Raw genomic sequence first — 13,538 nt, forward strand, 5'->3', positions numbered from 1 at the left:
GTTTAATTTATCTTATATATTATATTTTACAAAAAAATACAATTATTTACAAAAAAATACACTAATGATAAAATATAGTGTAAATTATAAATCTAACTATTTCAAGTGAAACTATAATTTTTATATTTTAAATTAATATTACATAGTAATTAGACAAAAAAACATATAAGGGGGAATAAAAAATGAAATTTAAAATATTAAGGAAGAATAAAGAAAAAAGTAAAAGTATAAAAACTCAGCTTATATTAATAATAGCTTGTTTTGTGGCTTTAGGTTGTGCATTATTAGGTTCGATTACAAGTTATTTAAATTATAAAACAGCAAATTCAATTTTATCAAAAACTGTAGTAGAAACGACAAAACAAGTTTCTCAAAACATTTCTCAAAAAATTGAAAGTCTTGAAAATGCAGTAATTCAAATTGGAATGATCAAAGAACTTTCAGATCCCAAAATAAGTATAGAAGAAAAACAAAATATTTTAATAAAACAAGAACAATTATATGGATTATCATCAGGGAAAATATTAGATGTAAATGGAAATGATATTGTAAACGGAAAGAACGTAACTGATAGAGAGTATTTTAAAATTGCTATGAGTGGAAAAGCATATATAAGTTCTCCAATTAAAAGTAAAACAACAGGTAAAATGGTATTTGTAGTTTCAGCGCCTATTTGGGAAAATGGAGAAAAGGGTAGCAATGTAGTTGGAGTTGTAACTTTTAATCCAGATAAAGAGTTTTTAAATAAGATTGTTTCTAATATAAAAGTAAGTGAAAATAGTTATGCTTACCTTGTAAATAAAGAGGGAACAGTGATAGGTCATAAAGATAGTTCTCATGTAGGTGTATCAAATTCAATAAAGGATTCACAAAGTGATAAAAGCTTAATACCTTTTGCTAATGCAGATAGAAAGCTTATTTCAGGACAAACAGGATATGAAGATGCAAAATTCAATGGAAAAGCTTGGATGGTAGGATATGCTCCGATTGAAAATAGTGATGGTTGGGGTATAGGAGTAATGACAAATAAGGATGACTTTTTAGGTGGTCTGCGTACTTCGATAATAACTACAGTTATATTAGCGTCATCATTTACAATATTAGGAATTATAGTAGCAGTACATGTTTCGAAAAAAATAGGAGATCCATTAAAACAATGTAGTGAAAGATTAGATAAATTAGCACAAGGTGATTTACACTCAGAAACTATAGTTTTAGATGAAGATAATGAAATAGGTCAAGTATCTTATGCTACAAGCAAAATAGTTGATGACATTAGTCAAATGATAAATGAATTAATACATATATTAACACAAATGGCTGAAGGTAACTTAAATATTGATGTAGATGAAGAAAGATTAACTAATTTATTTGTAAATGATTTTGAGCCGATATTAATTGCTTTAAATAAAATAATAGGAAATTTAAATAATACTTTATCACAAATAAATATATCAAGTGAACAAATAGCATCAGGTTCTGAGCAAGTAGCAGAGGGAGCACAATTACTTTCTCAAGGTGCAACAGAACAAGCAAGTGCAGTTGAAGAACTTTCATCAACTATAAATGAAGTATCTGATCAAATAAATCAAACGGCACAAAATACAATAAAAGCACAACAAATAGCTTTACAATCTTCTGTTGCAACAGATAAAGGAAAGTCACAAATGAATGATATGATACATGCAATGGATGAAATCAGTAAAACATCAAATGAAATAGGAAATATAATAAAAAATATAGATGATATAGCATTCCAGACGAATATACTAGCACTTAATGCAGCAGTTGAAGCAGCTCGCGCAGGAAATGCAGGTAAGGGATTTGCAGTTGTTGCTGATGAAGTTAGAAATTTAGCACAAAAATCAGCACAAAGCGCAAAAGATACAGAAACTTTAATACACAAATCAATTTTAGCAATAGAAAATGGTACACAAATTGTTTCGGAAACTGCAAAAGCTTTAGATGAAATAATAAATGGTGCAAAAGATACAGCACAAATTATACAAGAAATTTCAGATGCAACTAATGAACAAGCTAATCACATTAATCAAGTAAATGTTGGAGTGGAACAAATATCATCAGTTGTTCAAAATAATTCAGCAACATCAGAAGAAAGTGCAGCAGCAAGTGAAGAATTATCAAGTCAATCTCAAATGTTAAAAGAACTTGTTGAACAATTTAATTTAAAAAAATAAAAGAGTAATTTTTTGATAGTAAAATTAATATTTGATACTGAAGAAGTTTAATTTTATACTACAAATTAAGTACAAGGTATATTATCCTATTAAAACACTAGAGTAATAAAAATAACCTGAATGCTCGATATAACCAATCCAAATATACAAATATAATATTCATGTATGTAATTTAGAGAGTTTAAGATATAAAAAACGGAAGTAATTATTAAATAAAATGGACTTAAAGTTTAATAAATACAAAATAATATCTCAAAATAAGTTATAATAATGAAATAAACTATATAAAAAATGTGAGGAATAAAAAATATGAGTATATTAATAATAGGTGGAGCAGGATATATAGGAAGTCACACTGTCAAATATTTCTTAGACCAAAATGAAGAAGTAATTATAGTAGACAACCTATTAACTGGACACAAAGAAGCGATATCTACAAATAAGTTTTACAACGTAGATATCAGAGATAAAGAAAATTTAGATAAAGTATTCAAAGAACATAACATAGAAGCAGTAATACACTTTGCAGCAAATTCATTAGTTGGAGAAAGTATGGTAAAACCATATGAATACTATCATAACAACGTATATGGAATGATGTGTCTACTTGATGTTATGAAACAAAATAATGTAGACAAAATAGTATTTTCATCAACAGCAGCTACATATGGAGAGCCTAAGAGCATACCTATAGTTGAGAGTGATGATACTAATCCAACTAATACATATGGTGAAACTAAACTTGCTATGGAAAAAATGATGAAGTGGTTTGATAATGCTTATGGTACTAAGTATGTATCACTTAGATATTTCAATGCGGCAGGTGCATATTTTGATGGTAGTATTGGGGAGGATCATAAAACTGAAACTCATTTAATACCTTTAATACTTCAAGTGCCACTAGGAAAAAGAGAGCATATAAGTATATTTGGTGATGATTATGACACTAATGATGGTACATGTATTAGGGACTATATACATGTAATGGATTTGGCATCTGCTCATTATAAGGCACTTCAGTACTTAAGAAATGGAAATGACAGTGATATATTTAATTTAGGAAATGGAAATGGATACTCTGTCAAAGAAGTGATAGATGTGGCAAGAAGTGTAACTAAACATGATATAAAGTCAGTAGTAGAACCAAGAAGAAGTGGAGATCCTGCTATACTTATAGCAAGTAGTGCAAGAGCAAAGACTATCCTTGGATGGAAGCCTAAGTTTGATTCATTAGAAAAGATAGTACAAGATGCTTGGAATTGGCATAGTAATAATCCAAAAGGGTATTCAAAATAGATAAAAGCTAAAGACCTATAAATGAGTAGGCAAGGGGAAAAATGGGAGGAATCAATGAAACGCACAGTACGTAAAGCAATAATACCAGCAGCTGGACTAGGGACTAGATTTTTACCAGCTACAAAATCACAACCAAAAGAAATGCTACCAATAGTAGACAAACCAACACTACAATACATAATAGAAGAAGCGATAAACTCAGGGATAGAAGAAATATTAATAGTAACAGGTCGTAGCAAAAAAAGTATAGAAGATCACTTCGATAGATCAGTAGAACTAGAACTAGAACTGGAGCAAAAAGGCAAAAAAGAAATGCTTAAGATGGTGCAAGACATATCAAACATGGTAAACATTCACTACATCAGACAAAAGGAGCCCAAAGGACTAGGACATGCTATTCATTGTGCTAAAAGCTTTATAGGGAATGAGCCATTTGCAGTACTTTTAGGAGATGATATAGTAGATAGTGACAAGCCTTGTTTAAAGCAATTAATAGATTGCTACAATGAATACAAAACTACAGTATTAGGTGTTCAAGAAGTTGCAAAAGAAGATACTTGCAAGTATGGAATACTAGATGTTAAGTATATAGAAAACAGAGTATACAAGGTAAAAGACATGGTTGAAAAGCCAGATGTTGATAAAGCTCCATCAAACATAGCTATACTTGGTAGATATATAATAACTCCAGCTATATTTGATATACTTGAAAATCAAGAGCCTGGAAAAGGTGGAGAGATACAATTAACAGATGCACTTCAAACTTTAGCAGATCAAGAAGCTATATATGCATACAACTTTGAAGGTAGAAGGTATGATGTAGGGGATAAGCTAGGTTTCTTAGAAGCTACTGTTGACTTTGCATTAAAAAGACCAGAGCTTAGAGATGAATTTATAGAGTTTCTAAGACGTAAGGGGAAAGACAATAAAGATAAAGAAGTAGAAGTTAATGTAATAGATGAAGTGGCAATAGATAAAGCATAATATATATTATTTGAAGGGTGAGTAGCGATGCTAATCACCCTATTTATGTGCTAAAAAAGGTAATTAATATATATAAGTATTAGAAATACTATACTTATGGGTAATATATTAAAGTTTTTTATAGACCTATAATAGGTATTGATTAAAGTTAAAAATCTAACAAAATACTGGTTTATAATCAATTTAGAAATCCTAGTATTTAATAGATATTACTTAAACTAAATTTAGTATTGGAGGTTTTGAAACAATGAGTAAAAAATATTGGGACAATCCAGAATTAAATGTATTAGGATTAAAAGATACAGCTAATGATGAACTAAAATATCCTTGTGATTATTGTTCAACTAAACACTACACACAAGGACAAAAAGACTTACATAATTCTATATATCATAAAGACCAAATGCATACATCATAAAATTAATTATAGAAAATGAAAAAACTTCTTTTTAGAATATAATTTCTAAAAAGAAGTTTTTTCATTTAGGCATATTTTAAAAAGGAAAATGTACTAGGGATTATTTTATTATAAACAAATATTATTAAAATACAGTATTATAAATAACGATAGATGTTTATATACTATTTGTTAAAGTTGCTCTCCTTAAGTATAAATAAGACTATACTAATATCTAATTAATTTTAATTGCATATATTGGTAAATTTATATTATAGCTATTGGTAAAATTTTACATTTTATAGTTATGTAAAAATTAAATTTAGGAGAATTAAAAATGATAAAAAACAAAATGGTAAAATTAGTAGGAACTGCTATGGCAGCAGCATTAGTATTTGGTACTTGTGTTCCAACAATAACAGCTAATGCAAATGCATCAGAGCAAGGACAAGCAAATATAGAGAATATGGACAGAGAGCAATATGAATACGCTCGTCAAGAAATAGAAACAGCATTAGATTTATTAGACAATGCTGACTTAACAAATGTAGAGAACTACGATAGAATGATGGCATTTACAAATGCAGCAAAACAAAGATTAGAAGGAATGGAATCAAATCAGTGGGTAGATGACTTATATAGTAGAATAGAAAATGAAATATTCCCAAGTGCAAATGTAGCATTAAGACTTATGAATGATATGAGAGAATTACAACGTGTAGATAAAAATGACAAAGAAAATAAAGAAGCATGGATAAATGCACTTAATGAAGCTGTAACATATGCAAGAGTAAACTATTTAGCAAATGACAATACATTAAGAAGTGCTATAAAAGTATTACATACAGAAGCTGGATTAATAACAGAAGATAAAGAAGATCAACAAACAGAAGAAGTAAATATGGATAGAGAGCAATATGATTACGCTCGTCAAGAAATAGAAACAGCACTAGATTTATTAGACAATGCAGATTTAACAAATGTAGAGAACTACGATAGAATGATGGCATTTACAAATGCAGCAAAACAAAGATTAGAAGGAATGGAATCAAATCAGTGGGTAGATGATTTATATAGTAGAATAGAAAATGAAATATTCCCAAGTGCAAATGTAGCATTAAGATTAATGAACGATATGAGAGAATTACAACGTGTAGATAAAAATGACAAAGAAAATAAAGAAGCATGGATAGATGCACTTAATGAAGCTATAACATATGCAAGAGTAAATTACTTAGCAAATGATAATACATTAAGAAGTGCAATAGATGTACTACATACAGAAGCAGGATTAAAATAATTAAATTATAAAAAATGTATATTGGACTAAAAGTAAAAAACTATATAGAATAAATATTATTAAATGAAGCTAACAGTAATTGATTATATATTAAAACTGTTAGCTTTATTTTTATTAGAAAATTAACATTTATTGAACTAAGTTAATATAATAAATTAGGGTGTCAAAAAACAACTAAATTTCTCACAAGGAGTATGAATATGTCTAGAAATAATTGTAACATAAATGGAATAGATGTTAGTAACTGGTCTGGAAGTATAGATTTCAGTCAAGTTGCTCAAACAGATGCGAAAATTGTATATATACAAGCAACAGAAGGAGTTTATTATACAGACCCATATTTACACGAGTTTTATAATGGAGCAAAAGAAAATGGATTAAAGGTAGGTTTTTATCATTATTTTAATCCAGGTAGCTCACCAACTCCAAGAGAGCAAGCCAGATATTTTGTAGATGCATTAAAAGGATTTAAAATAGATTGTAGATTAGCATTAGATTTAGAAGAAACAGGAGGTCTAAATAACGAAGAGTTAACTAATCAAGCAATAGAGTTTTTAGAAGCTGTAAAAGAATTTAGTGGATTAGATGTAGTAGTTTACACATATACAAACTTTGCTCAAACTAGCTTAAATACAAATTCAGATATAGGAAAATATAAGGTATGGATAGCAGAGTATAGTTCAAATTATCCTCAACAAAATCCTGTATGGGGAGAGGCATATATTGGATGGCAATACTCTGATTCTGGATATGTTAGAGGAGTAGGAGCTAATACAGATTTAGATTATTTTTCAAGGGAGATATTACTAGAACACAAAGAAGATAGTGAGCATAAGCCAAAAGATCCAGAGAAAAAAACAGAGCACAAGCCTGAAAGTAAACCAGAAAAAAATCCAACAGAAAAGTCTCATAATAAACCATCAAAAGATACACACCACAAAATAGATAATACCAAAATAATTGATTATATAGTAAAGCCAGGAGATACATTAAGTCAGATAGCGCAAAACTATAACACAACAGTAAATGCATTAGTACAAGCCAACAATATTCAAGATCCAAATCTGATATACCCAGGTCAAGTAATAAAGATATACGCAAATTCTAAGCCATTTAGCCATGCTAATAGTTCAGTAATAGATTATGTAGTAAAGCCAGGGGATACACTAAGCCAGATAGCTCAAAACTACAATACAACAGTAAATGTATTAGTGCAAGCTAATGATATACAAAATCCAAATCTAATATATCCAGGACAAGTAATAAAAATATATAAATCTAGTAATCAACACCATTCAAATACTGTATATATAGTTAGACCGGGAGATACCCTAAGTCAAATAGCACTAAATTACAACACAACAGTAAATGAATTAGTTCAACTTAACAATATAAAAAATCCTAATTTAATATATCCAGGACAAAGAATAATACTACCTTAAATTAAGTTAAAACTATAAAAGAAAAAAGGGCTAATATTTCCTAAAATATCAGCCCTTTTTAAATAAAAAAACAGTTAAATATAAAATTATATTAAGTCAAAATTTGAAATTGGCACATTATAGATTTTTAGAATATCTTGTAATCCTTCAAAAATTTCTTCTCTAGAAAAATTACATTCTTCTAATTGATTTTCAGAAAACTTACTAATAGTTTGGTAAAAATCCACAGCTACTTTTAAATAATCTAGATTATTTTTATCTAACGTTTTAAATAGTAAATTTTCAGCTTCACAAATTTTATGTTGGCTAATAAGACTATGAATTTCTTCATATAACTTATCAGCTTGTGAGTAGTTATCTTTATCATGTATCTCATATTCTATTGAACTTGTTTTAAATATTAATTTAGCTACACAACGCCCAATTCCCTCGATTTGTCTAATCAACCAGTCTTGTGTGTATCCCATAGTTATTTCTCCAATCTATTTTAATTAGTAATCTTATTAATTTACTATTTTTTTTAATTCTACTTTTTTTAATTCTACAAAAATGAAAAAATCCCTTTATTTTTTACATGAAATTAAAGCATAATTCTTTGATAATAACAACAAAATTAATAAATTTATATTTCATCGTATATACATTTAATCTTCATGTGTAACTCTTCTTTTTCTTCAGCAGTGAAGCAGTCACTAGTAAAAACCATAGTAGCTAAAGCTATAATTCTATTATAGTTTGCTGAATGGTTAACTTCTTTTTCTTCTTCTGCTTCATTTTCTTCTACTTCTATATCCATATCCTCTAATACTTTATCTAAAAACATAAAATCCCCCTAATTGATTTGTCTATTTGTAAATATTTGAATAAAATTGTTAAATATTCCCTAAAACAACTATAACACTATATAAATCAAATTTCAACTTTTTATAAAATAAAGAAATATATGTTCGCAAAAAACACCTAAATTTAGCCACGAAATACGTGGCTCATATTATTTAATCTCGATAATCTTTAGATAAAAAATCGAACAAATCATCTTTTATATCTTTAGAAGTATTATCACTATTTAAATAACCATTAATGAAAGTTAACAAATCTTTTGCTAACTCAACTTTATCATTAGCTGTAAATTTATTTCTATCATTACTTTTCCCTAATAAGTAATCAACAGATACATTAAAGTACAAACCAAAGTCTTTTAATGCTCCTATTTCAGGCATTCTTTTATCGTGTTCATATTGAGATATAGATGATTTTGTAAATGTATATCCATACAATTTATTAAATTCATCTACCATCTCTTGTTGATTAAGGTTTTTTTCTAACCTTAAATTTTTAAATTTTTCTCCGAAAGTCATAATTTATCACCCCACCATAATTTAAGTATAGTGCAAGGTTTTATTTATGTAAACAAATTACAAAAAACTTTGCTAAATTTAATTTTATATATTGAAAGTTAACTTAAAATAAACTAAAATTTTCTTGTTGTTAACTATAAAAAAATTGGAAATAGCAATTAATTAAGTATGGGGGATAATATGGGATATTGTTTTAATAAAATGAATAGCAAAGTTTTAAAATTTGATGTGTTAAAAGATGTTGATAAGATTAGGTTTAATCATTACATTATGAGAAAAGAAAATCTAAATAGGTTGATTAAAGATTTGCCTGATGGTCAATTTAGTTTAACTATAAGTGAGGTGCAAAGGGAGCTTAATTTATCTAAAAGAAAAGCTTATAATCTCATAAAAGAATTTGAAAACATAGGCATAATAAAAAATATTATTAAGGGGAATTTATCTAGAAATAATTCTGTATATGAGTATGTGGTGAAAGACTTTGAAACTGATTTAAGTAAAGATAAAGATATAGTAAAATCTAGTGATATCAATACATACACTAAGAATAATGAAAAAGAAATGGATAGTGATATGAGTAATGATTTGATGAACTTAAAAAAAGAGAATTTAAAAAGAGATTTAAATAAACATAATATATACACGTCTATAATCAATCACCTAAATGAAAAAAGCAGTAAGAATTTTAAGAGCACTACTAAAAAAACTAAAAGTATGATTGATGCTAGAATTAACGAAGGTTTTGCTTTAGATGATTTTTATAAAGTTATAGATATAAAATGCAGCCAATGGTTGTATAGTGATATGGCAAAATATCTAAGACCTGAAACTTTATTTAGCAATAAATTTGAAGGATATCTAAATGAAATTAACACTAAGAAAGTGGATGATAACAATGATTGTGAGATTTGGGATATTAAGTTTGATTACTAATAGTTAGAAAAAAATATAAAAATATATTGCAAAATAAACTCAAATAAAACTATAATTAAATTATAGATAACCTTAGCGAAATTTATAATTTACACCTTACCACCAAATTATAAATTGAGGTGTATTGGTATGAAAAATTTTGATGCTGTTAATATAGAACAATCTATATTGGGAGCTTTTATAGTAGATGAATCTTTAGGATATAAGCTTGAAGATTTAAGTAGGGATTTGTTTACTTTTGATTATAACAAAGCGATTTTTAGTATTATGCTTGATTTATATAAATCAAATATGAGTTTGGATATTCAAACTATTTGTACCAAGTTAAGTGAAAATAATTTAGAAGTAAATATAAGTTATTTGAGCAACTTAGCGGCAATGAGCCAAAGTTTTGCTATTGATACTCATATTGAAATTTTAAAAGATAAATGTTTAAGAAGAGAAATTATAAAAAATTGTACAAGCCTATTTCAAAGTTTAGGTGATGGAGATGAGATAAATTCTGTTATTTATAATTTTGAAAATAGAATGCAAAAAATATTAAACAAAGAAAAAGTAAAATACAACGATAGTATTTCAGATATATGTGAAGGTTTACTGAATTTCTTAGAAAGTGATGAAGAAATCGGTATGAGATTTGGGGTTAAATTTTTAGATGATATTATTGGGGGACTTTTCAACGGGGAATTAACTACTATTGCAGCTCGTAGTGGTGTGGGTAAAACAGCTCTAGCTCTTCAAATCATGTTAAATTGTATGGAACAAAAAAAGAAAGTTTTGTTTGTAAGTAGGGAAATGACAAGTCAGCAAGTCTTTATGAGAAATCTCACAAAAAGAACAGGTATTAGCACAAAAAATATGAAAAATAAAGATTTAGATGAAGATAGTTGGAAAAGTATTATAAAAGTCATGGGTGATTTTAGTCAAAGAAACTTGATATACATAAATGACAAAATAAGTACTATTAGTGAACTGAGAAAAAGGATAAGAGTATTAAATCCTGACTTAGTGATAGTTGATTATGTTCAGCTTATGAGTGTTGAAAGTAGTTTGCAAAACAGGGAAAGAGAAGTAGCTACTTTATCTAGGGAACTTAAAAATATTACTTTAGACTTTGATATACCTGTTATTCAGCTAAGTCAATTAAATGATGAAATGAAAGATTTTAGACCTTGGGGAGAAAGACCTATGAGAGATAGTAAGGCTATATTTCATGATAGCAATAACGTTATTTATATACACGAACCAGTTTTATCTGAATTTGATGAAGCGTGTGAGGATATTAAAAGAGATAAAAAAAGTGTGCTAAATGCGAAGAAAAAGGGAATTAAGTTAGTTGATTTAATAGTGGCAAAATGTAGAGATGGAGAAATTGGATTTAGACATTACTGTTATAAAGGATCTAGACTACACTTTCAATATATTGAATATTAGGGGGATATCATTAAAAAAGGAGAATATCTCAATACTGAGAATTCTCCTTTATATTAACTTATGTGACTTATAAGTTATAAAGCGTGTTGTTGGCCCCATGAAAGGTAGCACTAACAAGATGGCTTAAGCAAAGTCGCTGATTATTTGATATTTAAAATGTTTTTGGATAATTCATTTATACTATCAGTTAAGCTAGATAGTTTTCCTTCTATTCTAACTAGTAAATACATAGATAGAGCAATTGGAAAACCTATATTAGCTATTAGAGTTTGAAAATTACTATCCATAATTTAACCTTAAGCTAAATCGTAGTTTTCAGTTCCAGTTTCAACTATCTTAGCATCAACACAAGCAGCAAAATCATCACCGTTTGATGTAAATATATTTTTAGATAGTATATTATCCATAGCAGCTTTTATTTCACCTTCAGTTAAACCTTCTTTAGGATTATCCAAAGATATAGATACCTTTTTACCTAAAACAGTTTTAAAAGTCATTACTAATTTCTTTTTAATTTCCATAATTAAACCTCCATAAATTATAAATTTAAATTTTTAAATAAGCGGACGAAGTCATTGGCGTTATGAGCGAAGCAAATTTTAAGCAACGGACAAAGTCGTTGGCGCCATGAAATTTTATGCAGATAATGTTGTATTATCTATTTTTGCTACTTCTAGCAAAGTATGATCTTGAAGTGATGCTAATAGTTCGCCTACTTCATGAACAGCATCATTAGATGTGCTTGGTTTTAAGTTTGATAAAGTCTTAGTTTTAGTCTTTATCTTTCCTGTTAGTTCATCTTGACCAATTTGAAATTTTAATTTTAATCCTGATGGATTTTTTGTAGCTATTGCCATAATTTATTCCTCCCTTTGTTTTGTTTTTTAAGCTTGTTTAGCTTATATCTATATAGTACTTAGTGTGGAGGGAATGTAGTTATAAACTATATTTGCAATGTTTTTTAGTATAAAAAATTATAAAAATAGTTTTTAACAGTATTTTTATATAAAGTTATATTATATTAGTGAGAATAATAAATAGGAGGGGTTTTATATGAAGGTTAAATTAGATGATTTAAGTATTAATGTAAGTAATTTATTTAATATTGTTGGTGAGGAAAAGTTTTTAGAGATTACTAAGCTTTATGGGGGGAACAATTTATATATTCCTACATATAAAAGTGCTATTAGGGAAAGTAGAAATAGGGAGATTATTAATAAGTTTAATGGATGTAATGCTGATGTCCTAGCTAGAGAATATGGTATTAGTGTTAATTATGTAAACAAAATTGTTAAGGGATAATTTTTGGTCAAAAGATAATAAATAATTAAGCAATTGGATTAAAAGTAAATGAATGTATTTTTAAAGCTTTAATACATAAATCCGTATAAATTTAAATGCTAAGAGAATTGAGATATGATATTATATGTAACGCTAGTTACTGAATTTTAATGCTATAGAATATATTATATAACTATTGATAAACCATAAATAGTTATATTTATCAATATAAAATAATTGATATCACAAAGGAGAAAAAATGATCCATCAAAATTTAACAAGGCAACATAAAGACCTTTATAAGCTATTATCTGATATGAAATCTCTTGGATATAATGTCGAATCTAATGTTGATAAAATTGCATTAAATATTAATTTACTAGCAGGAAAAATAAATATCCATTTACAGTCAGAAGATAAGTATTTATACTCACTACTATTAAATGCTTCTAATCCAGAAATAAGAAAAATTGCAAAAAATTTTATTATAGAAATGGGACACATATCTAAATCATTTAATGATTTTAAATTAAAATTTAATACTAAAAATAAAATTTTAAAAAATATAAATGAATTTAAAATAGAGTATGCTAAAATCATTGATTCTATATTTAATAGACTTAATAAAGAAGATAAAAATTTATACATATTAATAAAATGAGAAGATACGCATCTGTAACTAGGTGTGTATCTTCTTATTTTATTAATTAATATTAAATACGATAATGAAACAGAGTTTTATTATTTACAAAGTAGACACTACAGCCCTAAATGGAGTTAAAGTAACGTTATGAAATGTATTAATATATTAAGTAATTCTTGATTAACCCATCTTAGGTAAATTTAGTATATGAATTAAAACTATATCTATTTATTGAAAAGTGTTATATAATAATATTTGTAGCAATACAAAAG

The 13,538-nt window shown here is 27.3% G+C and carries 16 protein-coding genes; 10 read left to right on the plus strand and 6 right to left on the minus strand.

Going from position 1 to position 13,538, the window contains the following annotated elements; all coding sequences use genetic code 11:
* The first annotated feature begins 182 nt into the window (after nt 1-182).
* The 6 genes from NWE74_RS16675 (at nt 183) to NWE74_RS16700 (ending at nt 7,617) form a co-directional block, all read left to right on the plus strand.
* Nucleotides 183-2,198 carry a methyl-accepting chemotaxis protein gene (locus tag NWE74_RS16675; protein ID WP_258244098.1) on the plus strand — a complete coding sequence of 672 codons (2,016 nt, stop codon included), beginning with the start codon at nt 183-185 and terminating at the stop codon, nt 2,196-2,198.
* A 309-nt stretch (nt 2,199-2,507) separates the two neighbouring features.
* On the plus strand, nt 2,508-3,494 hold the full coding sequence (gene galE, locus NWE74_RS16680; protein WP_258244099.1) for a UDP-glucose 4-epimerase GalE: 987 nt from the start codon (nt 2,508-2,510) through the stop codon (nt 3,492-3,494).
* A 54-nt stretch (nt 3,495-3,548) separates the two neighbouring features.
* Nucleotides 3,549-4,478 (plus strand): UTP--glucose-1-phosphate uridylyltransferase GalU, encoded by a 930-nt coding sequence (gene galU, locus NWE74_RS16685; protein WP_258244100.1) that lies wholly within the window; start codon nt 3,549-3,551, stop codon nt 4,476-4,478.
* Between the two features lie 247 nt (nt 4,479-4,725).
* Nucleotides 4,726-4,896, plus strand: coding sequence for a hypothetical protein (locus NWE74_RS16690; RefSeq protein ID WP_258244101.1), 171 nt, complete (start codon nt 4,726-4,728; stop codon nt 4,894-4,896).
* A gap of 316 nt (nt 4,897-5,212) precedes the next feature.
* On the plus strand, nt 5,213-6,175 hold the full coding sequence (locus tag NWE74_RS16695; protein ID WP_258244102.1) for a hypothetical protein: 963 nt from the start codon (nt 5,213-5,215) through the stop codon (nt 6,173-6,175).
* Nucleotides 6,176-6,375: 200 nt separating this feature from the next.
* Nucleotides 6,376-7,617, plus strand: coding sequence for a LysM peptidoglycan-binding domain-containing protein (locus tag NWE74_RS16700; protein ID WP_258244103.1), 1,242 nt, complete (start codon nt 6,376-6,378; stop codon nt 7,615-7,617).
* Between the two features lie 86 nt (nt 7,618-7,703).
* Here the strand turns inward: NWE74_RS16700 and NWE74_RS16705 are convergent, their stop codons facing one another.
* The 3 genes from NWE74_RS16705 to NWE74_RS16715 form a co-directional block, all read right to left on the minus strand.
* Nucleotides 7,704-8,084 carry a DUF6483 family protein gene (locus NWE74_RS16705; protein WP_258244104.1) on the minus strand — a complete coding sequence of 127 codons (381 nt, stop codon included), beginning with the start codon at nt 8,082-8,084 and terminating at the stop codon, nt 7,704-7,706.
* A gap of 155 nt (nt 8,085-8,239) precedes the next feature.
* Nucleotides 8,240-8,440, minus strand: a complete 201-nt coding sequence (locus NWE74_RS16710; protein ID WP_258244105.1) for a hypothetical protein — start codon at nt 8,438-8,440, stop codon at nt 8,240-8,242.
* A 172-nt stretch (nt 8,441-8,612) separates the two neighbouring features.
* On the minus strand, nt 8,613-8,975 hold the full coding sequence (locus tag NWE74_RS16715) for a helix-turn-helix domain-containing protein (protein ID WP_258244106.1): 363 nt from the start codon (nt 8,973-8,975) through the stop codon (nt 8,613-8,615).
* Between the two features lie 180 nt (nt 8,976-9,155).
* On the opposite strand from NWE74_RS16715, the gene NWE74_RS16720 reads away from it, so the two are divergent.
* On the plus strand, nt 9,156-9,908 hold the full coding sequence (locus NWE74_RS16720) for a conserved phage C-terminal domain-containing protein (RefSeq protein WP_258244107.1): 753 nt from the start codon (nt 9,156-9,158) through the stop codon (nt 9,906-9,908).
* Nucleotides 9,909-10,037: 129 nt separating this feature from the next.
* A complete protein-coding gene (locus NWE74_RS16725; RefSeq protein ID WP_258244108.1) occupies nt 10,038-11,342 on the plus strand; it encodes a replicative DNA helicase in 1,305 nt (434 codons plus the stop codon).
* A gap of 140 nt (nt 11,343-11,482) precedes the next feature.
* On the opposite strand, the gene NWE74_RS16730 is transcribed toward NWE74_RS16725, so the two are convergent.
* The 3 genes from NWE74_RS16730 to NWE74_RS16740 form a co-directional block, all read right to left on the minus strand.
* The gene (locus tag NWE74_RS16730; protein ID WP_092725817.1) at nt 11,483-11,629 is read right to left on the minus strand and encodes a YvrJ family protein; all 147 of its coding nucleotides are present in this window, start codon (nt 11,627-11,629) and stop codon (nt 11,483-11,485) included.
* A gap of 9 nt (nt 11,630-11,638) precedes the next feature.
* Nucleotides 11,639-11,863, minus strand: a complete 225-nt coding sequence (locus NWE74_RS16735) for a DUF2922 domain-containing protein (RefSeq protein WP_258244109.1) — start codon at nt 11,861-11,863, stop codon at nt 11,639-11,641.
* Between the two features lie 114 nt (nt 11,864-11,977).
* A complete protein-coding gene (locus tag NWE74_RS16740; RefSeq protein ID WP_258244110.1) occupies nt 11,978-12,199 on the minus strand; it encodes a DUF1659 domain-containing protein in 222 nt (73 codons plus the stop codon).
* Between the two features lie 196 nt (nt 12,200-12,395).
* On the opposite strand from NWE74_RS16740, the gene NWE74_RS16745 reads away from it, so the two are divergent.
* Together NWE74_RS16745 and NWE74_RS16750 are read left to right on the plus strand one after the other, a co-directional pair.
* On the plus strand, nt 12,396-12,644 hold the full coding sequence (locus NWE74_RS16745) for a Mor transcription activator family protein (protein WP_092725821.1): 249 nt from the start codon (nt 12,396-12,398) through the stop codon (nt 12,642-12,644).
* Between the two features lie 238 nt (nt 12,645-12,882).
* The gene (locus NWE74_RS16750; protein WP_258244111.1) at nt 12,883-13,284 is read left to right on the plus strand and encodes a hemerythrin domain-containing protein; all 402 of its coding nucleotides are present in this window, start codon (nt 12,883-12,885) and stop codon (nt 13,282-13,284) included.
* The last annotated feature ends 254 nt before the right edge of the window (nt 13,285-13,538 follow it).

It is taken from the genome of Romboutsia lituseburensis, from assembly GCF_024723825.1.
In the GTDB taxonomy this organism is placed as follows: Bacteria; Bacillota; Clostridia; order Peptostreptococcales; family Peptostreptococcaceae; genus Romboutsia_F; species Romboutsia_F lituseburensis_A.